This is a genomic window from Bacteroidota bacterium, assembly GCA_018692315.1.
Taxonomy (GTDB): Bacteria; Bacteroidota; Bacteroidia; order Bacteroidales; family JABHKC01; genus JABHKC01.
In genome coordinates this window covers 1-26,707 of the sequence record JABHKC010000133.1, presented here as the reverse complement: position 1 = coordinate 26,707, position 26,707 = coordinate 1, and the positions used below count along the sequence as shown (strand labels likewise).

Annotated in this window: 22 protein-coding genes and 1 CRISPR repeat array; of the genes, 19 read left to right on the top strand and 3 right to left on the bottom strand. The window is 32.7% G+C overall.

Annotated features, from left to right (window positions below):
- The first annotated feature begins 97 nt into the window (after positions 1 to 97).
- Positions 98 to 1,108, top strand: coding sequence for a hypothetical protein (locus HN894_10155; GenBank protein ID MBT7143692.1), 1,011 nt, complete (start codon positions 98 to 100; stop codon positions 1,106 to 1,108).
- Positions 1,109 to 1,216: 108 nt separating this feature from the next.
- Here HN894_10155 and HN894_10150 read toward each other — a convergent pair whose 3' ends face one another.
- On the bottom strand, positions 1,217 to 2,692 hold the full coding sequence (locus HN894_10150) for a TolC family protein (protein ID MBT7143691.1): 1,476 nt from the start codon (positions 2,690 to 2,692) through the stop codon (positions 1,217 to 1,219).
- 72 nt (positions 2,693 to 2,764) lie between these two features.
- Positions 2,765 to 3,418 (bottom strand): ABC transporter ATP-binding protein, encoded by a 654-nt coding sequence (locus tag HN894_10145; GenBank protein ID MBT7143690.1) that lies wholly within the window; start codon positions 3,416 to 3,418, stop codon positions 2,765 to 2,767.
- 438 nt (positions 3,419 to 3,856) lie between these two features.
- Here HN894_10145 and HN894_10140 point away from each other — a divergent pair, with 438 nt between their 5' ends.
- The 6 genes from HN894_10140 (at position 3,857) to HN894_10115 (ending at position 9,169) form a co-directional block, all read left to right on the top strand.
- Positions 3,857 to 4,984, top strand: coding sequence for an ATP-binding protein (locus tag HN894_10140; GenBank protein MBT7143689.1), 1,128 nt, complete (start codon positions 3,857 to 3,859; stop codon positions 4,982 to 4,984).
- Positions 4,985 to 5,142: 158 nt separating this feature from the next.
- A complete protein-coding gene (locus HN894_10135; protein ID MBT7143688.1) occupies positions 5,143 to 6,417 on the top strand; it encodes a peptidase M64 in 1,275 nt (424 codons plus the stop codon).
- A 61-nt stretch (positions 6,418 to 6,478) separates the two neighbouring features.
- Positions 6,479 to 7,144 (top strand): YggS family pyridoxal phosphate-dependent enzyme, encoded by a 666-nt coding sequence (locus tag HN894_10130; protein ID MBT7143687.1) that lies wholly within the window; start codon positions 6,479 to 6,481, stop codon positions 7,142 to 7,144.
- Between the two features lie 58 nt (positions 7,145 to 7,202).
- The gene (locus tag HN894_10125; GenBank protein ID MBT7143686.1) at positions 7,203 to 7,478 is read left to right on the top strand and encodes a BrnT family toxin; all 276 of its coding nucleotides are present in this window, start codon (positions 7,203 to 7,205) and stop codon (positions 7,476 to 7,478) included.
- The gene (locus HN894_10120; GenBank protein ID MBT7143685.1) at positions 7,475 to 7,855 is read left to right on the top strand and encodes a hypothetical protein; all 381 of its coding nucleotides are present in this window, start codon (positions 7,475 to 7,477) and stop codon (positions 7,853 to 7,855) included. Before HN894_10125 ends, HN894_10120 begins: the two co-directional genes overlap by 4 nt.
- 48 nt (positions 7,856 to 7,903) lie before the next feature.
- The gene (locus HN894_10115; GenBank protein ID MBT7143684.1) at positions 7,904 to 9,169 is read left to right on the top strand and encodes an asparagine synthetase B; all 1,266 of its coding nucleotides are present in this window, start codon (positions 7,904 to 7,906) and stop codon (positions 9,167 to 9,169) included.
- 59 nt (positions 9,170 to 9,228) lie between these two features.
- Here HN894_10115 and metH read toward each other — a convergent pair whose 3' ends face one another.
- On the bottom strand, positions 9,229 to 12,900 hold the full coding sequence (gene metH, locus HN894_10110; protein MBT7143683.1) for a methionine synthase: 3,672 nt from the start codon (positions 12,898 to 12,900) through the stop codon (positions 9,229 to 9,231).
- Between the two features lie 177 nt (positions 12,901 to 13,077).
- On the opposite strand from metH, the gene cas6 reads away from it, so the two are divergent.
- The 12 genes from cas6 (at position 13,078) to cas2 (ending at position 26,196) form a co-directional block, all read left to right on the top strand.
- Positions 13,078 to 13,899 carry a CRISPR-associated endoribonuclease Cas6 gene (cas6, locus tag HN894_10105; protein ID MBT7143682.1) on the top strand — a complete coding sequence of 274 codons (822 nt, stop codon included), beginning with the start codon at positions 13,078 to 13,080 and terminating at the stop codon, positions 13,897 to 13,899.
- An 82-nt stretch (positions 13,900 to 13,981) separates the two neighbouring features.
- Entirely contained in the window at positions 13,982 to 14,974 is a 993-nt protein-coding gene (locus HN894_10100) for a hypothetical protein (GenBank protein ID MBT7143681.1), read from the top strand.
- A gap of 18 nt (positions 14,975 to 14,992) precedes the next feature.
- Positions 14,993 to 16,798 (top strand): hypothetical protein, encoded by a 1,806-nt coding sequence (locus HN894_10095; GenBank protein ID MBT7143680.1) that lies wholly within the window; start codon positions 14,993 to 14,995, stop codon positions 16,796 to 16,798.
- 103 nt (positions 16,799 to 16,901) lie between these two features.
- A complete protein-coding gene (locus tag HN894_10090; GenBank protein MBT7143679.1) occupies positions 16,902 to 17,828 on the top strand; it encodes a type I CRISPR-associated protein Cas7 in 927 nt (308 codons plus the stop codon).
- Positions 17,829 to 18,048: 220 nt separating this feature from the next.
- On the top strand, positions 18,049 to 18,798 hold the full coding sequence (locus HN894_10085) for a hypothetical protein (GenBank protein ID MBT7143678.1): 750 nt from the start codon (positions 18,049 to 18,051) through the stop codon (positions 18,796 to 18,798).
- 1 nt (position 18,799) lies between these two features.
- Complete coding sequence (locus tag HN894_10080) at positions 18,800 to 19,654, top strand: nucleotidyl transferase AbiEii/AbiGii toxin family protein (GenBank protein MBT7143677.1); 855 nt, start codon at positions 18,800 to 18,802, stop codon at positions 19,652 to 19,654.
- Positions 19,655 to 19,657: 3 nt separating this feature from the next.
- Positions 19,658 to 20,431 (top strand): type I-B CRISPR-associated protein Cas5, encoded by a 774-nt coding sequence (locus HN894_10075; GenBank protein ID MBT7143676.1) that lies wholly within the window; start codon positions 19,658 to 19,660, stop codon positions 20,429 to 20,431.
- Positions 20,409 to 23,159 carry a CRISPR-associated helicase Cas3' gene (gene cas3, locus HN894_10070; GenBank protein ID MBT7143675.1) on the top strand — a complete coding sequence of 917 codons (2,751 nt, stop codon included), beginning with the start codon at positions 20,409 to 20,411 and terminating at the stop codon, positions 23,157 to 23,159. The genes HN894_10075 and cas3 overlap by 23 nt, the downstream gene beginning before the upstream one ends.
- Positions 23,160 to 23,209: 50 nt before the next feature.
- Positions 23,210 to 23,998, top strand: coding sequence for a hypothetical protein (locus HN894_10065; GenBank protein MBT7143674.1), 789 nt, complete (start codon positions 23,210 to 23,212; stop codon positions 23,996 to 23,998).
- A gap of 265 nt (positions 23,999 to 24,263) precedes the next feature.
- Complete coding sequence (gene cas4, locus HN894_10060; protein MBT7143673.1) at positions 24,264 to 24,764, top strand: CRISPR-associated protein Cas4; 501 nt, start codon at positions 24,264 to 24,266, stop codon at positions 24,762 to 24,764.
- A gap of 148 nt (positions 24,765 to 24,912) precedes the next feature.
- Complete coding sequence (cas1b, locus tag HN894_10055; protein MBT7143672.1) at positions 24,913 to 25,917, top strand: type I-B CRISPR-associated endonuclease Cas1; 1,005 nt, start codon at positions 24,913 to 24,915, stop codon at positions 25,915 to 25,917.
- Between the two features lie 15 nt (positions 25,918 to 25,932).
- Entirely contained in the window at positions 25,933 to 26,196 is a 264-nt protein-coding gene (gene cas2 / locus HN894_10050; GenBank protein MBT7143671.1) for a CRISPR-associated endonuclease Cas2, read from the top strand.
- 217 nt (positions 26,197 to 26,413) lie between these two features.
- Positions 26,414 to 26,707: direct repeats of the CRISPR family, unit length 30 nt; unit sequence AATTTAATCGTACCATTTTGGAATTGAAAC.

Sequence of the window (26,707 nt, the reverse complement as noted above, 5' to 3'; positions counted from 1 at the left end):
CACAGTTTACCATTGTAAATGAGGATTTTAAAATTTTGAAACAACGAAGAAATTTACATTTTTAGATGTTCCCTTATTTCAAATTTAAAACAATTACATGAAAAATAATTCAATATCAATTCAATTACAGTTTTTAAATAAAATTGAAGATATTATTCCATCGAACAGCTCCCTTGTTTATGAGCTTGAATCAAGCTTGGGAATAAGTATGGACAGTGCATATAGAAGGATTCGAGGAGAAACTTCATTAACAATCAACGATGTTATAATACTTTGTAATAAATACAAAATTTCTTTCGATTCATTCAGCAATTTCGAGACCGGAACGGTTACTTTTGGATATACCGTAATGAAAAATTTTGAAGATAATTTTGAGGATTATTTAAAATCTTTGCTGAAAGATTTGACGATAATAAAAGCTGCAAAAAATAGTCAAATAATTTATGCTTGTCAGGATATACCAGTTTTTCATAACTATAAATATCCCGAAATGGCAGCTTTTAAAATGTTTTATTGGATGAGGTCAATAATGAATGTTCCCTCACTGCAAGACAAGAAATTCGATATAGTGAATATTCCGGATAAACTTAAGGAACTTGGGAAACAAATCTTTATAGCCTATACCTCAATTCCATCAATTGAAATTTGGACAGATTCAACTTTTCAAAGCACACTAAAACAAATTGAATTTTATTGGGAATCAGGAATGTTCAATTCTATTGAAGATGTAAAAAATGTTTGTGCATCGCTTAAATTACAACTAATAGATATTCAAAAACAAGCTGAGATAAGCAAAAAATATGCCTCGGAAGACAAAATTGTTGCTGATGAAAATAATTATTCGCTTTATTTTAGCGAAATAGAAATTACGAACAATTGTGTATTGGTTTCGCTCGGAAACACCAAAGCAGTTTATCTTGGGCATCAATCGTTCAACACAATGTCAACTTCAAATATTTCATATTGCAACGAAACCGAAATTTGGCTAAACAACCTCATAAAAAAATCTACTCTAATTAGTGGAGTTGCCGAAAAACACAGATACCAATTTTTCAGAAAAGCCTTCAGAGGTTTGGATAATTTGTTAGAGAAAATTGAGGAATTTTAATTTTTTCACTAATAAGGGATTATTTGTTCCTAAACTTTAGGATTTTTAGTTTCAGGCATTGACAACTTGCAACATGCAACCCGCAACTCGAAACCCAGCAACATAATTTTACTCAACAAGTTTTTCAAAATCTTGCATCAATGGTTCTTCTTTTTCAAAATCGTATAATGTAAGCATCCTTATTGTAAAATAATAGTTCCAATAAGATCGCAAAGAGCTTATGTAGCTTCGTTTTTTCACATCTTTTTCAGTGAGGGCATCGTTCAGGTTTAGCACGTCAACTTTTCCTATAAGAAATCTTTGTTTTGTAACATCGTAGCGGCTTTGTGCAATTGTATCGGCTTTTGCAGCAATTCTCACTTGCTCGTTTTGCATATTAAATTGCATAACTTTAAGGAAAACATTTTGCTGAAAATCAATTTCGGCTTGCTCGATTACAATTTTTGTAAGTTCCTCATTCGACTTTGCCATTTTTACCTCACCTTTGCCCAAGCCCCAATCAATAATCGGAATATCAATGCCAAAATATAAATTCGAAGTTTGTTGTGGATCAATATAAACATCTTTTGCTTCGGTGGCGGTTTGGCTTAAACCATAATTTAACGACAAATTTGCATTGAAACGATTTTCAGCTTTAGCCTGGGCGACATCTCTTTTTGCTTCAACAAGTTGGCGATGGTAGGATAAAATATCGGGATTGTTTTTTAATGCCAAATCCATTGCCTGCGATACATTTATTTCAAGTTTAGGAATTTCGTAAGGTACAATCAATTCCAGTTTTACTGTTTCGTTAAATCCCAAAAAAGAGCGTAATCTGAACTCCATAATTTTAAGGTTTAATTCTGAATTGTTTACATCGGAATTTGAATTCAGAAAACTAAGCTCCATTTGCAACAATTCGTTTTGAGCAATTTTTCCTATATTAAATCTACCTTCAGAAATTTTGAAAAGTGTATCGGTATTTAAGAAATTTATTTTAGATATTTGAACGTCAAGCTGTGCCGAAAGCAATTCGAAAAAATGTGAAACGGCATCCATCGATATTTGCTCAATGCTCTCAACATATTCTTTTTTAGCTTCTTCGTATTTTATTGGTTCTATTTTCCTTTCCCATTTCAAGCTGTTGAACGACAAAATCGGTTGAACAATTCCTATGCTAATTGGCGATGAGCTGTATGAAGTTGTACTGTCGTTGAATTGGTCGAGACGCAAAACGTCTGAATTTAAATAAATGCTCCCGCCAGTGGGGCCAATATTCTGATTCAACGAAAGCTGCATTGAGGAATTGTTAGAATTTTGGTCTAAAAAAACATCTTGCCCATCCAAAGTAGTTTTTCGTATAGATTTATTGTAATTCAAAAGTGTTGAATTAAGCGACAATGAAGGCAGATAATTTGCCTTAAAAGTACGATATTGCCAGTATTTTCCAAGAAAACGATGCTTTGCAATATATGAATCTGGCGATTGAGATACAGCCAAATCGATTACTTCTTCCAGAGTTAAGAGTATAGTTTTTTGCTGACTAAACAATTTAAAACTAAAAAATAACAAAACAATAATTAGTATTTTGGTGGTGTAGTTCATTTCTATAATATTTATTTTGTTGGCTAACTTTTAGCTCACTGCCAACATTTAACTTTATAAACTTTCAACATATTAAATTTTAACAATTCCATCGCTAATTTGAATTATCCTATCAGACATGGCAGCAAGTTCCTTATCGTGAGTAACTATAACAATAGTTTGGTTAAATTTTTTCCTTAAATCGAAAAATAATTTGTGCAATTCTTCTTTATTTTTCGTGTCTAAATTTCCTGAAGGTTCGTCGGCAAGAATTATTTGAGGATTATTTATTAACGCTCTTGCCACTGCAACTCTTTGCTGTTCGCCACCGGAAAGTTCTGCCGGCTTATGGTTTTTACGTTCAGTCATTTTAAGAAAACCTATAACTTTTTCGGCTCGTGCAATTGCTTGTTTCTCAGACTCTTTTGCAATGAAGGCAGGAATACAGACATTCTCGATGGCAGTAAATTCAGGCAGCAAATTATGAAACTGAAAAACAAAACCAATATTTTGATTACGGAATCTTGCTAACTGTTTGTTTTTTAGATTATTAATCTCAATATCGTTGATTCTTAAAGTTCCTCCATCAGCTTCTAAAAGGGTTCCTATTATTTGCAATAAAGTAGTTTTTCCGGCTCCACTTGCACCAACTATCGACACAATTTCGCCTTTATTTATATGAAAATTTACTCCTTTCAGAACCATTAAGTCGCCAAACGATTTGGTTATATTTTTTATTTCTATCATCAAATTCTCCTAAAATCAAACTATTCAATAATTGCTCAAAAATATATAATCGAAATGAAATAATAATTACGAATTATTTGATAAAATATTTTATTCCATTTTACAAATCCGAATAATTAGTATTTCTTAGCAAACTCATTATTTTGAAGCAGCTTATAAAAATACATCGATAAAATGGTTTGTGAATCGTTTAAAATTAAGAAGTTTACTTTTGCAAACGAATGCCTTAAACACAAGCGTATCGCAATTATTGACTTTTTTTAATAAGCCAATAATTAATAATAGCTCTCTCCTAAATTAAGTCATGAAGTGGATTGTATATTTATTTAACTTCATAAATTCATTGAAATTTGTGAACTTAACTTCATATATTTATAAGAATTTATGAAGTTTGTTTCATATTTTTAATAGTTTTGTAATATATTAAAAATGATAAATATGCAAATTGATAGAATAATTCAAGAAAAAATTGAGAATAATTTATTCAAAGGAAAGGTAATGATAATTTATGGGGCGCGAAGAGTTGGAAAAACAACATTATCGAAACAAATTCTTTCGAAATATACTAAATCAAAATACATAAATTGCGAATTATTGCAAAATAAAATCGCATTAGAAACTACAAATAGCGAACTGTTATTGAATTTTTTAGGCGGATATCAACTTATTGTTTTAGACGAAGCTCAATATATTAATAATATTGGACTAATTTTAAAAATAATCACAGATACATTTCCAAATTTGCAAATAATTGCAACTGGTTCGTCAAGTTTTGATTTGAGTAATAAGATTTCTGAACCCTTAACCGGAAGGTCAAGACAATTTTTATTGTTTCCATTTTCGATGATAGAACTTCAGCAAAAATATGATTTTATTGAAACTCATTCGAAATTGGAAAATATACTCCGTTTGGGTTTGTATCCCGAAGTTTTCGACAAACCCATAGATGAAGCAAAGGAAGAGATAAATAATATTGCCAGTAATTATTTGTATAAAGATGTGCTTTTATTTGAAAAACTGAAACGTTCCGATTTGTTGATGAATTTGCTGAAAACTATTGCATTTCAAATAGGTCATGAATTGTCATACAATGAATTAGCTACTTTACTTGGAGAAAATGCACATACAATAAAACGTTATATCGAGATACTTGAAAAAGCATTTGTTCTTTTTAGATTATTTTCATATAGTCGTAATTTAAGAAAAGAAATAAGAAAAAGCCAAAAAATATATTTTTATGATTTGGGAATAAGAAATGCACTAATACAAAACTATAACCCAATTAGTTTAAGAAATGATGTTGGTGGATTGTGGGAAAATTTCTGCATTCTTGAACGTAAAAAAGCAAACAATAATAATCGAAGATTTGTAAATACTTATTTTTGGCGTACTTATGACAAAAAGAAGATTGATTATATTGAAGAAAAAGACGGAAAACTCTTTGCTTTTGAATTCAAATTCAATCCTAAAAAAACGGTAAAACCGTCGAAAGAATTTTTAGAACATTATTCTGGAACTGAATTTCAAGTAATAAATAATGAAAATTACTGGAGCTTTATTAGTTAAAAAATACGAGTTCTCATTAAAATAAATTATTCAATTGCGTAAATCTCTAATTCATTTTTTTTCTAATTTCCAATTTCTAACTTTCAGTGTTCTATTACAAAATTTCTTTACTTTGTAATTGTTATCAAATTTTTTGTTTACTATATAATATATTTATTATGAGGCATTTATTAGTTTTTTTGTTTGTCGGAAGTTTTGTTTTTGTAAATGCTCAAGTGAAGTTCGACGATTATTTTCTGCCGAAAACCATGAGAGTAGATTATTCACAATCAGGAAATGCTCACAATGCCTTGATATTTTTTGAACAAATAAAAAGTGAGCCATATTGGGGAGGCTCGCAAAAAAATCTTTTAGATGCTTTCGATTATGGCGATTATCGCTATTTGGTTTACGATTCGACAAGCAATGAGCTGATTTTTTCGCGTGGATATTCAAATCTCTTCCGAGAGTGGCAAGACACACCCGAAGCAAAAGTGATGCGAAAAAGTTTTTATGAATCAATAGTTTTTCCATATCCAAAAAATACTGTAAGGCTCGAAATTCAGAGTCGTTCTAAAAATCAGAAATTCAATTCAATTTTTTCACATTATATTAATCCCGACAATTATTTTATTGTTGAAGAAAACCCACTAAATTTTAAAACTAAGAAAATTCATGACTCTGGAAACCCTGCCACAAATATCGATGTAGTGATAATTCCGGAAGGGTACACAAAATCGGAAATGAAAAAATTTCGAAAAGACGCTGAGCGTTTTGTGAATTTTTTCTTTACAGTTTCTCCTTTTAAGGAAAACAAAGGTAGATTCAACTATTGGACGGTTGAAGCCATTTCTGAAGAATCGGGAACAGATATTCCTGGCAAGGATATTTGGAGAAAAACTATCCTGAACACACATTTTTATACCTTCAATTCGGAACGTTATCTTACCACAAAAGACATACGCTCTGTAAGAGATATTGCAGCCTGCGTGCCTTACGATCAAATATATATACTTGTAAATACAGAAAAATACGGCGGTGGCGGAATCTACAATTATTACAATCTTTGTTCGAGCGATAACGAGCAATCAGAAAAAGTTTTTGTACACGAATTTGGTCATGCTTTTGCAGCACTGGCAGACGAATACGACTATGGCTACGACAAAGCTGAAAACCTGTACGATATGACAGTTGAGCCATATCAACCAAATATTACGAATTTAGTTGATTTCGAAAAAAAATGGAAAAATATGGTCGATTCCGATACCCCCATTCCTACTTCTACCGATGGGAAGTATCGTAATAAAGTAGGAGCATTTGAAGGTGCTGGCTATGTAAAAAAGAAAATATACAGACCGGTAGCAGATTGCAAAATGAGATCGAACAATGTGAAAGAGTTTTGCCCGGTTTGTAAAAAAGTCTTAGTAGAAATGATAATTTATTATTCGGAATAAAGTGTATCTATTGATTTTTTTAAACGAAAAATGAACGTAGCTTTTTTTAATTTTGAAATAAATGAACATAAAACAAAATATTAGATTTTTTTCAGAAACAATTCCGAATTCGGTGAAACTTGTGGCTGTTTCTAAAACAAAACCAAACGAAATAATTTTGGAAGCCTATCAAGCCGGACAGAAAATTTTTGGAGAGAATAAAATTCAAGATTTAGTTAGAAAATATGAAGAACTTCCAAAAGATATAGAATGGCATATGATTGGTCATTTACAAACCAATAAAGTGAAATATATTGCTCCCTTTGTTGGTCTGATTCATGCTGTCGATAGCCTTAAACTTCTGAGTACCATCAATAAAGAAGCACAAAAAAACAACAGAATTATCAAGTGTATGTTTCAGCTACATATTGCTGAAGAGGATACAAAATTTGGTTTAGATTACAACAAATTAATTGCTATTTTAGATTCAGAAGAATTTTCAAAATTTCAAAACATTGAAATAGTCGGATTGATGGGAATGGCAACTTATACTGAGGAAGAAGATCAAATTCGCAATGAATTTAAATATCTTGCAAACAGTTTTAAGAAAATAAAGAATAAATATTTTAGCGAAAGTGAAAAATTCTGTGAAATATCGATGGGTATGTCCGGAGACTATCGAATTGCAATTGAGGAAGGCAGCACTATGATTAGAGTTGGGAGTTTGATTTTTGGAGCTAGAACATGAAAAATAATAATTCAATTGAAGTCTTTCAAAAAAATATTAGCTTATAAAAGCAGTATAAATGGAATTTGAATGGGACAAGAATAAAAACAAATCAAATATTGAAAAACATGGAATTGACTTCAGTTATGCAAAAGATGTCTTTTTTGACAGAAAAAGAATATCTTCACCCGATTTGAGAAAAGATTATGGAGAAAATCGTTGGGTATCAATTGGGAAATTTGCAGATACAATAATTGTTGTAATTTATACGATACGAAACAATATATATCGCATTATTTCAGCAAGATATGCAAAGAAAAAAGAACGAACTTTTTATGAAAATGAAAAAATATGAAAAAAAGAAAACTATACTGGAAAGATGCTATTGAATTATTAGAAAATGACAATGATGTATCACCATTGGAAATAGATTTCAGGAATGAAAAAATTCCTATAAAAGAAGTTGGATTTCTTAATAAGCACCAAATTCGAGTTCCGGAAAACCTAATTTCATACGATGATGAAAATATTGATTGTAGCGATATTCCTGAAATTACAGAAGAAGATATAAAATCAAGCAAAATTCAATGGATAAAAATGGAGGAATTTCCAATTGATAAGGAAATTCGAAATTGGGTAGTATCACAGAAAATAAATTTAAATGAACTATTACCACATCTTTTAGAAAACTTTTATCAATCAATTAAATTTGCAAAAAAAAACCAATTGTAATTTTTATCTTACTTAAATCAATTTTACTAAACAAATAGATATTTACAGATGAAACTCATTTCCAAAACAATCATAATATTAGTTTTTGTGCTAATAGCAAACATTGCAAACGCAGCCTACCTCCTCATCCCAATGGACGACACACAAAAAAACCACCTTAAAGCATATGGAATTGCATATATGACTTTACAAAACAAAATTGAAGTTCAGTGGTTGCTAAATTATAAAGGGGGTAGTTTTATGATACCATATTATAAAGATATTGAAACTGAATGTATAATTCGTGGTGTAAGTTTTAAAGTTATTGCTGATGTTCAGGCGAGTGCAATTTTGAGCGAAATTTCGCAAGCCGAAATAAATATGGATGTTGTAAAATTAGAAAATGCTCCAACAATCGCCGTATATTCGCCGAAAGGCAAACAACCGTGGGACGATGCCGTAACACTCACCCTGACTTATGCCGAAATCCCTTATGACATTTTGTACGATGAAGAAATGATTGTGCAGGGGCTTGAAGGATACGATTGGCTGCATCTACACCATGAAGATTTTACCGGACAATACGGAAAATTTTACGCCTCATTTCATCATATGGCTTGGTATCAGGAAGAAGTGAGACGAAACGAAGAAATGGCTGCAAAATTAGGTTTTTCAAAAGTTTCCGATTTGAAACTTGCCGTTGCGAAAGTAATCCGCGAATACGTTTTTGGAGGAGGCTTTTTGTTTGCAATGTGCTCTGCTACCGACTCTTACGACATTTCTCTCGCAGCAGCCAATGTTGACATTTGTGGAAAAATGTTTGATGGTGATGCTGCCGATCCCGATGCTCAAACAAAATTAAATTACGATAATTGTTTTGCATTTAAAAATTTTAAATTAGTCAGAGACCCTTACAGGTACGAGTTTTCGAGTATCGATGCCACCGAAAAAAGAAAAGTTAGCCAGAATAATGATTATTTTTCGCTGTTCGATTTCTCAGCAAAATGGGACCCGATTCCAACAATGCTATGCCAAAATCACACCAGTCTGATAAAAGGTTTTATGGGACAAACCACATCTTTTCATAAAGAATATATTAAATCAAACGTTTTGGTAATGGGCGAAAATAAATCGGCAAACGAAGCAAAATATATTCATGGAGAATTTGGTAAAGGCACATGGACATTTTATGCCGGCCACGATCCTGAAGATTATCGTCATAGAGTTGGAGACCCGCCCACAGAATTAAATTTGCACCCAAACTCGCCGGGATATCGATTGATTTTAAACAATATATTATTTCCGGCAGCTAAGAAAAAGAAGTTGAAAACGTAGATTAGGTGTTGGCTTTTAGCCATTTGCTTTAGTTTTTTGCTAACAGCCAACAAGCCCAGCTAATAATTCAAATTCGTCCTAAGGATTTTTTCAGCTTCCTCAACTTCAATTTTATTTGTCAGAGCAAAATTATTTAATTGGTCTTTCGAGATTTTGCCAACATTAAAATACTTTGCATCTGGATGTGCAAAATAAAATCCGCAAACCGAAGCTGCCGGATACATGGCGAAATTTTCTGTAAGCTTCATCCCAATTTTTTCTTCAATATCAAGAATCTCAAATATTGTTTTTTTATCGAAATGCGAAGGACAGGCAGGATAGCCCGGTGCAGGCCTTATTCCTTGATATTTTTCTCTTTGCAAATCTTCCATTTCGAAGTTTTCGTTTTTCGAGTATCCCCAAAATTCCTTCCTCACTTTTTCGTGCAGAAATTCAGCGAAAGCTTCTGCCAAACGGTCAGCAAGTATTTTCAGCATTAAAACATTGTAATCATCTCCTTCACCCTCGAAATGTTTTATCCATTTTTCAATGCCAATTCCGGTTGTTAGAGCAAAAAAGCCAATATAATCTTGATTTTCTCCTGATGGTGAAATAAAATCTGACAGACACAAATTTGGTTGTCCGTCGCTTTTTAATTCCTGATTTCTGAGAAAAGCAAAATTAGCTATCGTTTTTCTAACGTTTTCATTTTCATAAACTTCAATATTATTGCCGGAAGAATTTGCGGGGAATAATCCAACAACAGCACGTGCTTCCAACATTTTTTTACTAATTATTTCTGCAATAAATGCTTGAGCATCGTCGAAAAGTTTTTTGGCTTCTTCGCCTTTTTCCGAATCATTAAAAATTGCAGGATATTTTCCCGTGATTTTCCAGGCATGGAAAAAGTAAGTCCAATCAATATATTTACTGATTTCTTCAATAGAATAACTTTTGATAACTTTTGTGCCTAAAACAATTGGCTTTTTTATATTGTTTTTAAACTCAAGTTTCAATCCATTTTTGTTTGCTTCCGAAATTGAAATATATTTTTTCGAACTAATTTTTCTCAAATGGTTATCTTTCAACTCCTTATATTTTTTATCAACAGAACTAAGAAATTTTTCTTTTTGAGAAACAGAAAGTAAATTTGCTACTACACCAACAGCTTTTGAGGCATCTCTAACGTGAATAACAGCAGCATCATAGTTTTGACAAATCTTCACAGCAGTATGAATTTCAGAAGTTGTTGCACCTCCAATCAAAAGTGGAATTTTCATTCCCTGTTTTTGCATTTCTTTTGCAACATGCACCATTTCCTCCAAGGATGGTGTTATCAAGCCACTAAGTCCAATTATATCAACATTTTTCTCTCTTGCTGTTTGTAATATTTTTTCAGCAGAAACCATCACACCAATATCAATCACTTCGTAGTTGTTGCAGCCAAGCACCACGCCTACAATGTTTTTTCCAATATCGTGAACATCGCCTTTTACTGTGGCAAGCAGAATTTTTTCTGCATGTGTAATTGTCTCATTTCCTTGCTTTTCTGCTTCCAAATAAGGCTGTAATTTCGAAACAGCTTTTTTCATAACTCTGGCACTTTTCACAACTTGCGGTAGAAACATTTTCCCGGAGCCAAACAAATCGCCAACTTTGTTCATCCCCGCCATAAGCGGATTTTCGATAATTGTTACAGCATTTTCGTAAGTTTTTAGTGCTTCATCAATATCCTCTTCTATGTATTTATCGATTCCTTTTACAAGTGAAAAAGACAGTTTTTCGGCTATTTTTAATTGCCGCCACTCTTCAATTAAATTCTGTTTTTCCTTGGTTTCAGTAACATTTTCAGCGAAAGCGAGAAGCCTCTCGGTGGCATCGTTTCTTTTGTTAAAAATCAAATCCTGGACAAGAGCTAACAAATCCTTTGGAATTTCGTCATAAATTTGCAACATTCCGGCATTCACAATTCCCATATCGAGCCCCGCTTTTATTGCATGATATAAAAAAACAGAGTGCATAGCTTCCCTAATCGTATTGTTTCCACGAAAAGAAAACGACAAATTGCTGATACCTCCACTAACTTTTGCATAGGGCAAATTATTTTTTATCCATCGGGTAGCATCAATAAAGTCGATTGCATAATTATTGTGTTCTTCGAGAGCCGTTGCTATTGTGAGAATGTTTGGGTCGAAAATTATATCCTGAGGATAAAATTTTACTTTTTCAGTTAGGATTTTATATGCTCGCTCGCAAATTTCAATTTTCCTATCGAAACTTGTTGCCTGACCATTTTCATCGAAAGCCATAACAACAACTGCAGCGCCAAAGGCTTTTACTTTTTTTGCTTTAGAAATAAAATCTTTTTCACCCTCCTTCAAGCTAATAGAATTTACAACTGCCTTTCCCTGACAACATTTCAAGCCTGCTTCTATAACTTCCCATTTCGAGGAATCTATCATTATTGGCAATTTGGCAATTTCTGGTTCAGAAGCTATTAGGTTCAGGAAATTCGCCATCTCTGCTTTTGTGTCAAGCATGGCATCATCAAGATTTACATCAATAATCTGAGCTCCTCCCTCAACCTGATTTTTAGCAATTTCGAGCGCTTCTTCATATTTTTTTTCACGAATTAAGCGTGCAAATTTTCGAGAGCCACTCACATTTGTCCTTTCGCCAATATTTACAAAATTGCTTGCCGCTGAAACTGTTAGAGATTCCAATCCGCTAAGTTTTAATTCCTTTTTAAGTGACGGTGCAGTCCTGATTTCTGCATTTTCAGCCAATTTTACAAATTCCAAGACATGCTCCGGACTTGTGCCACAACAACCACCAATCAAGTTTACAAATTTATTGCCAACAAATTCTTTCATTAAAATAGCCATTTCCTTAGCTGTTTCATCGTATTCGCCAAATTGATTTGGCAATCCAGCATTCGGATGAACACTGATATAACAATTCGACTTTTTCGAAATTTCTTCAAGATGAGGGGCTAAATCTTTGGCACCCAGCGAACAATTCAGCCCAATACTTAGCAGGTGCGGATAGGAAATAGAATCTACGAAAGCCTCAACTGTTTGCCCCGACAAAGTTCTGCCACTGGCATCGACAACAGTTCCCGAAACCATAACAGGAATTTTTATGTCCCTCTCCTCCGAAATATTATTTATTGCAAAAAGTGCAGCTTTAGCGTTCAGCGTGTCAAAAATAGTTTCTAAAAGTAAAATGTCTGCACCTCCATCAATCAGTCCATTCACTTGTTCGGTATATGAAATTGCCATTTCATCGAAATTCACTGCACGAAAAGACGGATTGTTTATGTCGGGAGAAATAGAACATGTCCTGTTTGTTGGACCAATTGAGCCGGCAACAAATCTGGGTTTATTCTTGTCAATTTTTGAATATTTTATGGCTGCCTTTTTAGCAATTTTAGCAGATTCAAAATTCATTTCATAAACAAAATTTTCCATTTTGTAATCGGCCATAGAAATTCTGTTGGCATTGAATGTGTTGGTAGAAATAATATCGGCACCCGCTGCAAGATATTTATCATGAATCTCGGCGATAATATCGGTTTGAGTAATAGATAATAAATCGTTGTTTCCTTTCAGGTCAATTTCGTAGTTTGCAAACCGATTGCCACGATAATCTTTTTCAGTCAAATTGCAATTTTGAATCATAGTTCCCATTGCACCGTCGAGGACTAAAATTCTCTTTTTCAAGGCATTATATATACTATTTACTATCGTCATATTTTCTATTTTTTAATAGAACAAATTAAGTTTATTTTTTGAAAATTACAAACTTCGATTTTTTGGGTTATTTTTTTGAACCATATAAGGAATATATGAGCAAATAAGTTTTTGTTTTTTTTTAAATTTGCCATAAAAATATTTTACAGAAAATTATTACAAACAAAAGGCATTGAAATGCGGTTTAGAATTAAATTTTCACTTAAAGGAAACAGGCAAACTTTACCATTGAATTATAGATATCCTGTAAGCTCATGGATATACAAAGTGTTGGCTAGTGCCGACAAAGAATTCACCAACATTCTACACAACCACGGATACAAACTGAATGATGGAAAAACATTCAAGCTATTCACTTTTTCGAATCTGCAATTTCCGCGAAACACTTGGAAGCTAATACCAAAATCGGATAGAATTTCTGTTTGGTCGAGAAACGCTTATCTTCAGGTTTCGTTTCTGCTGCCTGAGCAATATGAAAAATTTGTTTCCGGCTTGTTTTGCGACCAAAAAGTTCGTATTGCCGACGAAATATCGGGAATAGACGCAGAAATATCACAAATTGAGGCAATGAAGACAGTGTTACCCGAAACAAAAACACAAATAATTAGAAGTTTGACTCCAATTGTTCTTGGAATTACTGAAAAAGACAAAAAACATGAACAGTATGCTTCACCATTATTAGCCGAATATAAAGAATTGTTCATAAACAACCTTTTGCAAAAGCATGAAGTAAGCGGTAAAACATTGGAAGAAAAAAAGGATATTGATTTTAAAGTAAAAGAACTTCACAGGAACAAAAGCGGCAAGCCTAAAACAGAACTGCAAACTATAAAAGCTCACACACAACAGCAAACAAAAATAAAAGGCTGGTATTACGATTTTGAACTTACTGCCCCCGATGAGCTCATAAAAACCGGGCTTAGTGCAGGATTTGGTAGCATGAATTCGCTGGGTTTCGGATTTTGTGAAATTATTAATGATAGCAAATATCACAAATAAACAAGTGATTCGCAGATTGTTAGATAAAACATGTAAACGTGCGGCATTTTATAATCGAATATCCTAATATAAAAAACTTAACATGAAAATTGCTGAATTAAGAACTATAGTAAAAAAACATTCAAAGGCAGAACTTGAATTTCTGGTTGCAGAATTATATAAGGTGATTCCTAAAAACAAGAAAGAAGATTACCAGCTTGATAAACTGATAGAAAAGCCCTTTAAAGAACAAAAAACTAAAAAAGTATCAAAAACCAGATCGATTGACGAGATAGCATCTGAAGTAGCATTCTTCCACGAAAATGCCATGGAACAGAACTATTTGGCACCAAATTCTTATATTTCGAAAAAAGACCGACCAAAATGGCGTTTCGTCGTGAAAAGATTGTTTAAGGAAATTGTTGAGTGCAACAAAAACGGTGCACCAGATGTACAATGCGGAAAAGAATTACAGGTCTTGTACGAAACATTAACTCATGCTTGCAGATTGCAGATATTTTCAGCCTACGACCCGTTCGAGTCTGTAGGAATAGACCAAGCGGATTTCTATGAGCAGGTAGTCCGGTTTTATCGGGAAGGTCTCGAAATTGATGCATTCTTAATCAAAGGAATAAACCTAATTACAGAAAACTCTCTGAACCGATATACTTTGTACAACGAATTGATGGAAATTTTTATCAAGCATTGCGAAACACCTGCTATGAAAGAATTGGCGATAGAACATCTTAATAAACTCAGGGAAATTAAAAATAAAGAAAAAGTAAAGAAAAACGCATGGGGAAATGATGATTTTTACAAAAACAGAATGCTAAACAACTACACAGAATTTATCTTCAGGTTTAATGCCCATCTGCACGATTTCGACAAGGGAATTCAGCATTATATGCAATATTACATAGCTAGAAACCCCGAATTAAAACTATACATATTGATACGTATTCTATTTGAATTCAAGAATAAAGATAGTATCTTTGAAGTTTTAAAATCAGAAAAAACTAAAAATTTGCGAAAAGGATTAATCGACCTGCGTAATTTTATTCAGAAACACAACAAGTTGCCCGAATATATGCTGTAAGAATAAAAAAAGAAAAAGATGATACAAGAAATTGTGAAATTTGTGGAGCATTTAGAGGAAAAAAGTCCTGAAATTTTTTCAGAAAATCTCGAACTAAAAGAAGGAATTTATGTTTTTCTTGAAAAAGAAGGCGATGAATTGGTGGTGAAGGACGAGAATATTTTGAGGGTGGAGAAGGATTCGAAAAGAAATTTGATGTATGAAGATTTTTTGGATTTAGCTACAAATACCGAAATGCTTAATGCAATGAAAAGTTTTAATTCCGGACCAAAAGTATATATAGCAATTGGTTCTCCTTTTGGAATTTCTTTAAATGCAAAAGCTTACAAAAAAATATCCGAAAAAAAATTACTTGATTCCGCCGGTGCATATTTTAAAGCTGCCCGAAAATTTTTGAATCCGGAAAACATGCAACATGAAGAATGGTGCAAAGAGCTTGAATTTTTCGTAAAAACAAAAATGCTGGACTTTTTGGCAAACGATGAAGAAAATGCTAAGGCAAAAGACCAATATATGTTCTATTTTTTTATGAATGAACCAACTTTGGAAGACTACAAAGAAATACAATCCCGATTCCTTGCAGAAAAACTCTTCAACAAAGATAAATTCAATGTAAAGTCTGCAACCGGCGATTTATACGGCATAGCAGACAGTTTAAGTGGATTTAACGACAAAAAAGAATTTTTGCAGCATAAATCCGCACCTATAGAGCTGAATTATCGGGTTAATGGCATTGAGGCAAAGAAATTATTTCTTTTTTTTAACCTTCAACAAAAAAACAAAATACTACCAAATCCATTCCCTCTTTTTGTTGAAGAGCAGGAACTTTCTGAAAGAGCTGTTAAATTTTATAAAAAGGATAAAAAATCCGGACACAAAGAAATTATTGAGGAATTACTAAAGAAAAAAGAGAACCTTCAAAACTACTACCTTATTTATTTTAACAACAAAGAAAAAGGCAGCAGAATTGTCGATTTAGATTTTGTGCCTGTTTTTCGCTATAAAATTGACGATATAATAATCAAGGAACCTTTTTCCTTAGCGGGAAAACTAAAAAGCCTTCCGCTCACAAATATTTTTGAATTTCAGCAGAATGTGCTCAATAAAATATTTAATAATCAACTGATTACTGAAACAAAAAAAGGTGTATGGATTAAATATTTTGATGATATGGAGGTGAAACCCAATTATGGAGCAACCGATGCTATTGTTAATTTATTTTATATGTACAGAACAGCATTATACAATTATGTGTATAAATCACAAACTCAGGCTATTATACATGAAATGTTTCAAAATATGATGCAAAAAAGTATTTTAGATGATATTGCACACGATAAAGAATTCGACAAAACATATAGAATTAAAGAAAAACTAAACATATGGTTTAGCCTATATAATTATTTTGTAAACTCTAAAAACAAGGAAGATATGGTAAACAAAACTGAACTACTTTTAGAAAAACTAAAAGCAATTGCAAAACCAGAAAATTCGGCGGAACACATTAACTCTGATGATGAATTTGGTTTCGCCGCAGGACAATTAATCCGCACAATTCTAAACAAAAGTGAATCGGGCGAGCGTTCACATGCTTTGCTCGAACCATTTTTGCAAAAAACACAGTGCAACAAACTGAAACTTGCAATTGCCAGGGCATTCGATACTTATAAGCACGCATTCAAATTTTACCGAGGCGATGCTACACGTTTCGAGTTTGATAAAATAATTAGCGAAGTAATGGGCTTCGAAACCAATACCAACATGAAAGATTTGTTGCCCATGATTCTGTCAGGCTATTTTTCGGAAACAATTTTTAAAAAGTAAGACGACAACGAATAAGTGTCTCGTAGAGACGAAATTATGGTAGAAAATATAATCAAATAATTAAAAGAGCCAAAGGCTCGACACCATTAAATAAAATAATATTATGGAAAAATTCAAAAACAGAGTATTTGGAGCGGCAATTGTAAAAGCCATTAATTCAAATTATAATGCCGATTTTTCGGGGCAGCCACGAACATTGCCAAACGGAAACGTTTACGCTACCGATAAAGCATTTAAATACACAGTAAAAAACTATATCAAAGATGTGTATCAAGGCGAAAAAGTGTTTTATTTTAAACGATTGAATGACGAATTTAATCCGCTAACTTTAGAAGATTCGTATTTCAAGGTTTTTAATACAGATACTGCAAAAGACAAGAAAGTTGTTGCACAGAATATCCTAAGTTGCATTGACGTTAGGTTTTTCGGGGCAACTTTTGCTATGAGCGGAAAGGCAGGAAAAGTGGCTTTATCAGTTCATGGTCCGGTTCAGGTAAATCATGGCATAAATATTTGGGCAGAAAACAATATCTACAGTGAACAAATTACTGCACCATTTAGTTCGCCCGGTGAGAAAGAAAAAGAAATGACAACTATAGGCCGCCAATCAAAACTCGAAGAAGGGCATTATTTGCATCATTTTTCAGTCAATCCTAAAAATCTGGGAGAAGTAGTTGCTTTGGCAGGAGAAGATGCTGATAATTTGAGCGCCGAAGATATCAACAAGCTAAAAGAAGCAATGCGGCGCGGAGCAACGTATTATGACAGTGCCTCGAAGGCAGGCACCGAAAACGAATTTTTGATTTGGGTACAGTTGAACGAAAATTCAAAACTTGTTTTGCCAAATTTTAACAATTTAATTAAAATGAAAGATAAGAAACAAAACGGCAAGGTAGTTTTGGATTTATCGGGATTAAGCGAAGAATTAAAACAACACAGTTCGGAAATTGCCAAAATTGAAATTTTCAGAAACGATACTTCTTTGGTTGTTGAAAACAAACCGGAAGGAGCTATTGTTTTTGGAATGTAAGATTCGAAATAAAATTTTGATTTGTGTGAGAATATAATCAGAAATTAAGGTGCTTTGCTTAATCAAATCACAAAAAAGTTAGAAAACAATACTTTAGTACAGAATGGCCTGTTATTATTCTTTCTATAAGATAATTATGTTGCATTTTGCATTTACCTTTTGTTTTGTTAATTTTGTCATTTTTATATGGGCTAACATAACAAAAGGTAATTTTTGACTTATGAAAAAACCATCTATATTATTATTGGAAACTTTCGACAATTATAGTGTTGACATTTTCGCTAAAGAAGACAGCTTTATGAATGATTTTTCGGACAAAGCATTAAGAGAGTTGAATAATCAGGGCTATATTGATGTTATTGAAAAAGGCAAATATTGTCGTCATAATTTCAGGGACGAAAATGTAATTGCAAGTTTTATTGTAAAAAATGGTGGCGTAGCCTATTGGTCTGCAATGCATTATCACGGGTTAACCGAACAAATACCTAATGTTATGTATGTGCAAACCACAATGATTAAAGCCAACAAAACCATTTTTGGTATTCGATATAAATTTATAAAAGTGAAGAATGAAAAGTTGATTGGGTTTAAAAAGTTGGGGTATGGAAATCATCAATTTAGAATTACCGATGTTGAAAAAACTATAGTTGATTGTTTTGATTTACCGCAGTACGGAGGCGGATATGCCGAAATAATCAAGGCTTTTAATAATGCAAAATTGAGTGCTCAAAAAATGGTGAAATATTGTAAAGCCATCAACAACATTGCTGTAACGAAACGATTAGCATTTTTAACGGAACTTTTAAAAAAGCCTGATATGGATTATTTTAAAAAATACGCTCAATCTGTCAAAAACAAAAAGTACAATTTGTTTGAATCAGGTGGTTTTCAGACCGGTAAAACAAATAGCAGGTGGAACCTTATAATCAATATAGATGAAGATGAAATCATAGAAATTGCAAACTCTTGATATGATATTACAAAAAGAGATAATTAAAATTGCCGAAAGTAAAAGCTTAAAGACCGAAACAATAGATAAAGATTGGGTTTTAGGACATTTTTTAAACGCTATGTTTTCCATCAAGGACATCAAAGATTGTTTTGTTTTCAAAGGAGGAACTGCATTGAAGAAATGCTATTTTCCTGATTATCGATTTTCGGAAGATTTGGATTTCACCTTATTAGGCAAAAAAATTGTGGCTGATGAGAAATTAATTAAAAAAATCATTGAAAAAGCTGCAAGAAACAGCGGAATTAAATTTCATTTTCAAAATAGGAAAATTCAAAAATCGGATGGCAAAGAGCAAGCATATGAAATTAAAATAAAATATTGGGGAGCAAACCACAAACCAAATCAAAAGCCTTTGCCACCTTCACGATGGCAAACACAAATTAAGCTTGACATTAGTTTTACGGAAAAGCTACTTTTACCGGCAGAACAAAAACCTATACTTCATGAATATTCCGACAATTCATTAATTTCAGAAATTATACCAACATATTCGCTCATTGAAGTATTGGGAGAAAAACTACGTTCATTAATTCAACGTAATCGCCCACGAGATATTTACGACCTAAACTATCTGAGTAACTTATTACCTGAAGATTCTTCCACTTCAATAAAAAACATTTTGTTTGAAAAAGCAAAGAGCAAAGGCATCAAGATTAATGATACCCATGATTTTGTAAACCTTATAAAAGGACGAACTAACAAGCGTGCATGGCAAAGCAGTTTAGGAAACCATTTGCCTGCCGGTGAATTGCCCGACTTCGACAAAGTTTATAATAAGCTTAGACAATTTATAGAAAAAATTCTAAACTCATAGAAAATGCAAAAACTCGTTTCAATAGATATATTTGCCGATTTCGGCATGTTAAAAAAGCCCGACACAAATGAACCTATTTACTTAACATTTAACATGTTGCATAAACCTTCGTTATTAGGTATTTTGGGAGCAATTGCAGGCGAAAGCGGTTTTAAGGAAAAAGGCGTTTTACCTGATTATTATTTAAGTTTTCAGGATTTAAAAATTGGGATTCAACCCTTAAATCACGAAAAAGGTAATTTCCAAAAAACAACAGTTACTTATAACAATACAACCGGAATGGCAAGCAAAGAACAAGGCGGTAATCTAATGATAACCGAACAAACACTTGTAGCCCCAGCATATCGCTGCTATTTCTTTTTCGATACCGAAAACGAAACCCATCGAAAAGCCGATGAAAACCTTTCAAAATACTACGCAGAATATTTGCCATATTTGGGGAAAAACGAATTTTCGGTTTGGTGGAAAAAATATACAGTACATGATTTTGAGGAATTTAAACCGAATGAAAGTTTTAAAATAAAATCAATTTACATAAAAAACCAACCGGTAGAAGGTTCTAAATACATACAAGCGTTTAGCCCGTTTAGCATTGAATCCGGCAATACTTTTTCTTATTTCGAAAGATTGCCGATAGGATATACAGATATTGGCAATAAGAATTATCAATATAAATATGAAAGTTTTGCCTTTACCAATTGGACATTAAAGGCTAATTATGAAGTAAATTTTATGATCTTAAAATTAAAAAACAATGGTATCATTCAGGTCTTTTAAAAGTATCTCGAAAAATAACATTAAGATTGAATCCATTTTCAAAGAAAAAAAAGAGTTCAAAGCTCATACACATACCCAAAAACAAAAAGAAACATTGCAAGAACATATTTATGAGGTGAAAGATTGTTTTTTGCGCCTTGTAGAGCTTAATAAAATTGAAAAGATTATAGATAACCTCATCAAAAGCATATGTTTTGGAAGCAGTGCCGCAGGAAATCATTTGAAACGAATGTTTCTTGATTCAATTGTATTCCACGATTTCGGAAAAATAAACCCTAATTTTCAGACAGAAAGGATGCAAAATACAATATTCTTTCCACAGGACAAAAGCATTAAAATAGGGTCTGAACATTCGTTTTTAAGTGCATACATATTTCTCAATTATCATTTTAACGAAATTCATAATAGCTCACTGACCAATGAAAATAAGTCTATACTTTGGGCATATGCTTTTTTGTTTGCCATTCCTATTATTAAACATCATTCAGGCAGTATTAATAAAGATTACGATTTTGAAAAAGACAAAATAAAATCCATACACCGGTTTTTAGAAATTTTTGGTAACGAAATTACGTTTGAGTTTTCAAGTAGTTTTTTTGAAAATGAACATAAGTTATGGGAATATTTCGATGATAAGATTAATAATAACAATTTCGATTTCTTCCCGCTTTTCGCCCTACTAAAACTAAACTACTCATTGCTTACTGCTTCCGATTATTTGGCAACTTCGCATTATATGAATGACATTGAGCTAAAATCGGAAGAAGATTTTGGACTGATTACCAATGAGTTTAAGAAAAAACTTTTTGTGAATTTTGACAAAAATGATAAAGCTCCTTGGAACGGAGAATTAATCAAAAACAAAGAGAAATATCTGCACAAAAGCCTTGACGATTTAGGAGAAAAAAGCAACGAAAACCTGAATTTTATTCGCCAAAAACTTGGAGCGGAAGTGCTGACCGGAATTGAAAAAAACAAAAACGAAAAAGTTTTTTACATAGAAGCTCCAACTGGGGGCGGGAAAACCAATATGTCGATGATAGCTGTGCGAAAAATGATAGAGCTGCACACGGAAATCAACAAAGTATTTTATGTTTTTCCGTTTACAACTCTCATTACACAAACTGCAAAAGCTATAAAAGAAACCTTCGGGCTTGAAAATGACCAGATTGCGCAAGTACATTCAAAATCGGGCTTTCAGGAAAAAGAATACAGAAACGAAATTGATGCAAAATACGGAAAAGAAAAGCGCAACCAAATCGACAATTTATTTGTGAATTATCCTTTTTCTTTGATGACACACATCAAGTTTTTCGATGTTCTGAAATCGAACAAAAAAGACACAAATTATTTGTTGCATCGTTTGGCAAATTCAATTGTAATTATTGACGAATTGCAGGCTTATAACCCCGAACATTGGGACAAAATAAAATACTTCATAGCTAAATATGCCGAATTATTTAATATTCAATTTATTATAATGTCGGCAACACTACCAAAAATTGATGAGATTGAACTTTCGGGATATAAACCAAAACCTTTTGTTTCGCTCATTTCTGACGCAAAAAATTATCTTCAAAACCCAAATTTTGCAGGCAGGGTAAAAATAAAAACCAATTTACTAAACAAAAAAATAGAATTAAGCGAGCTGGCTAATATTGTTTTAGAAAAATCGAAAAAGTATGCAGAAACACGAAATGATGGTTATTTGGGAAGCGTTCACACCATAATCGAATTTATATTCAAAAAGTCGGCAAGCGCTTTTTTTAGAGAATTACAAAAATGCGAAGACGAAAACGGGAAATTCTACGATGAAATTTTCGTACTATCAGGAACTATTCTCGAAGCCCGCAGGAAATATATAATTGATTTTTTGAAAGCCCCGAGAAATAAAAACACGAAAGTTCTTTTAATCACAACCCAAGTTGTTGAAGCAGGGGTTGATATAGATATGGACCTGGGTTTCAAAAATCAATCGTTGATAGACAGCGACGAACAACTTGCTGGCCGAATAAACAGAAATATAAACAAACAAAATTGCGAACTTTTTTTGTTTAAACACGATTCTCCAAAACGAATATATGGCGATGATTTAAGATATCAGGAAACTGAAAAATTTGATGCCAAAAGAATTAAAGACATTTTATCAAATAAATCGTTCGATGAATTATACAAAAAAGTATTTGCCGGTATTTTTAAAACAAATATATCTGCATACAAAAAAGGATTGGATGAATATTTAGATAATTTCAGTCGTTTTGATTTTAAAGGCATTCATCACGATTTCAGGCTGATAGATAGCCAAAATGTAAACATTTTTGTTCCGATAGATATTCCAGTTAATGGCTATAGTACAAAAAGTTTCTCTGATAAAGAGTTTGAATGGATTACAAAAAATAACTGTCTCGAAAACACTAATTTTGTTTCAGGCGAAAAGATGTGGGAAAGATATGTTTCAATAATAGAAAATAAAGAATTGGAGTTTACGCAGAAAAACTACGAACTAAAAATCTTAAATGGAATAATGTCGAATTTCGTGTTTTCGGTGTTCATATATAAACTGTCAGATTTATCTGAATTTATTGAAAATCCTCGAACAGATGAAAGCAAATTCCAATTGTACTACAAATTACGAAAAGAAGGATTATCAAATATCTATACCATAGAAGGCGGTTTAAATGAGGAGTATTTAGAAATTAAATCAGGTCAACGATTTGATTTTATATAAATTTGAAAAACAATTATTGAAATTGATGTTATACATAAACACTTTTTTTTATGAAAAACTACATAAACCAACTAATCGAAGATATCAGGTATGCAACTCACAATGTCAGGCCTCCACGCGATATTTGGGACCATGCCGATGTAAACAGCGAGTTGGAACTCGAAGACATGTCTTTTATTGAAAAACAATTTGGTGATAATGAAGAGCCGATATCCGAAATTACAGGAATAGAGGCTGAACATCTTCCACCTTCCGAAAAACTCACCGATGAGGAAAAATCAATACTTGCCACAGAACTTGAAAATCTTCTCCAATACTTCAATTTTAAGCTCGATTTTCCGGAAACACTACCTGCACATTTAAAATATCCGGTAATTTTCAATTTCTGGAAAGAAAAACAAGTTGCTGTTTCTTTTGGCAGAAACAACATTGAACTGTGCGATATGGAAATTGAAAACTGTCCGTTTCCGGGCTACTGCAAAACCTGCGATGAAGTGGCAGCTCAATTGAAATTTGATGAAGAAACAAGTAGTACTTCCACGGATTTTGATATTAAAATTGAAGACCTTCTGCCATCGCCCGAAGAAATTGAAATATTGAATAAGGAGGCTGAACTTTATGAGAATGAGAATGAAAGCGAGCAGGTTGAAGAAATAAATGGTTTATATAACGATAATGGCGAAAAAATCGATCCTCAATCAGTTCCTATTCCAAATTTGTGCATTATATGCAAACAGCACCAATCGGAAGACTGGGAGGAAAATCTTTTATGCTTAATGAACCGGCATGACCAGATGAAAAATGATAATTTTATATGTGCGGCATTCAAAAAAATATAAGCTACTGCAATTGAGCTTTTTAACAAAAAGTCTGTAGTGATTAAAATTAGGTTCGAGAAACACATATTTTAGCATTTTGAAACTAAAGGAGGCTTCTTAAAATAGTAAATTGCATAGCTTTAGAAATTTGAAAACCCGAGCTTACCATTGTAAATGCGATGTATTGAACTAATCGAAATAAGGATTTTAAAATATCGAAACAACAAAGAAATTTGCATTTTTAGAAATCGCCTAAAGAATTTAACACATAAAAAACAAAACCACAATGCAAATAACCGGCACTCATATCAACTACTATTTTGTATGTAGTCGAAAACTCTGGCTTTTTGCCAACGGAATACAAATGGAACATTCGAGCGATATGGTTTTCGAAGGAAAATTGATACATGAGACCATCTATCCGCAACGGTCTGCGAAATACGAAGAAATTACTATCGGAGGAATCAAAATAGATTTCTACGATGCAAAAAACAAAATCATTCACGAGATAAAGAAATCGGAAAAATTAGAAGAAGCTCACATTTGGCAACTAAAATACTACATCTACATAATGGAGCAAGCCGGAATAGACGGGATAAGCGGAGTGCTGGAATATCCAAAAGAACGAAAAAAGAAAGAAGTGTATTTGTCATCAATTGATATTGAAAGAATCATAGAAATTGAACATGATATTTCTGAAATTGCAAGCTCTGAACATGTGCCTGAAATAGAAGAAAAGACAATCTGCAAAAAATGTTCGTACTTCGATTTTTGTTTCGTAAACTAAATATGAAATTCGGAAAAATAATAAACAAAATAATGTAATGAAACATCCATGATTAGTTTTTAAACATATATGAGTATGAATATTAATAAGTCGCAGATTCACAAATAATTACAACCAATCCATAAACCATAGCATAAATTCCGAACGAATGAAAAAAAGCTATTACATTTTTAATCCGGGCCGTCTTTCGAGAAAAGATAATACACTGAAATTTACTCCGATAAATGAAGAAGGTAAGGATGGGAAACCCAGATTTCTGCCTGTAGAACAAGTTGACCAACTCTACTGTTTCGGTTCTGTTGATGCCAATTCAGCAATGTACAACTTTTTAGGCAAGAACGAAATAGCTGTCCATTTTTTCGATTATTATGAGAATTATACTGGCTCTTTTCTATCGAAAGATTATCTTTTGTCGGGAAAAATGCTGGTCAGTCAGGTCAAATATTTTAGTTCAAAAAACAAAAGAATAGAAATTGCCCGGGAAATAATCAATGCAGCAATCCATAATATTCTAAAAAATCTGAATTATTATAATTCGAGAGGAAAAGACCTGAGGAAAATTATCGAGGAAATTGAAAAACTTAGACAATCAATTTCTAATGTAAAAGAAATAAACGAGTTGATGGGGATTGAAGGAAACATCAGGAAAAAATATTATGAAGCATTTAACGAAATTCTCAAGCATTTTGAAATGGACGGCAGAAACAAACAACCGCCCAAAGACCCTGTAAATGCTCTCATCTCGTTCGGAAATATGATTTGCTATTCTCAGGTGTTGCGTTCGATACACCAAACACAGTTGAATCCTACGATCAGCTATCTTCATAGTCCGGGCGAGAGAAGATATTCGCTTGCATTAGATTTGGCAGAGGTTTTCAAGCCAATGCTGGTCGATAGAGTAATTTTCAAAGTGCTGAACAAACAAATGATTTCAAAAACCGATTTCGACAAAAAAGTCAATGGCATTCTGCTAAAAGAGGGTGCAAAACAAAAATTCATTAAAGCCTGGGAAGAACGGCTCGAAGAAACCATCATGCACAGAAGCCTAAAAAAGAAAGTTAGCTACAAACACTTAATAAAACTCGAAGCATATAAACTGCAAAAGCATTTATTGGGAATAACGACCTACAAAGGATTTAAAATTTGGTGGTAAACTAAAAAAAGCATTATGTATGTGATATTAGTATATGATATTGGCGAAAAACGAGTAGGAAAAATGCTGAAACTTTGCCGACAGTATCTGAATTGGATACAAAACTCGGTTTTCGAAGGAGAAATTACGGAAGTTAAACTAAAAGAATTAATTTTGCGAGCGAAAAACATTATGAAGGAAGAAAATGACAGTCTTATAATATTTAAAAGCAGGGAAGAAAAATGGTTAGAAAAACAAGTAGTAGGAACAGAAAAAAACAAATTAGATAATTTTTTATAGTTGTCGAAGTCCAAAAACACTATCAAACGAAGTAATATATATCAGGTATAAAAAAGCAAACGTTCATTGATATGCTGATTATTAAGCCCTTGCGCACCATTGTCGAAGCCCTGACATTTTTAAGGCATTGCAGATCGACGATTTTCTAAGTCAAAGAAAGAGTATTTTATTTTCTAATTCAGTGAAAATCAACATATTTTTTTATAGCTTTGCACGGAATTTAATCGTACCATTTTGGAATTGAAACGTTTATGACGAACTGCAAAATAACCTGATATATTTAATTTAATCGTACCATTTTGGAATTGAAACATTGATAAAGAAGTTGCATCTGCAACGGAATCAGCCGAATTTAATCGTACCATTTTGGAATTGAAACAGTTGTAGAGGCTGTAATTTTTACAAATCAACATTAATTTAATCGTACCATTTTGGAATTGAAACATTACAATACATGCGAACCTATCCAACTTTAATTTATAATTTAATCGTACCATTTTGGAATTGAAAC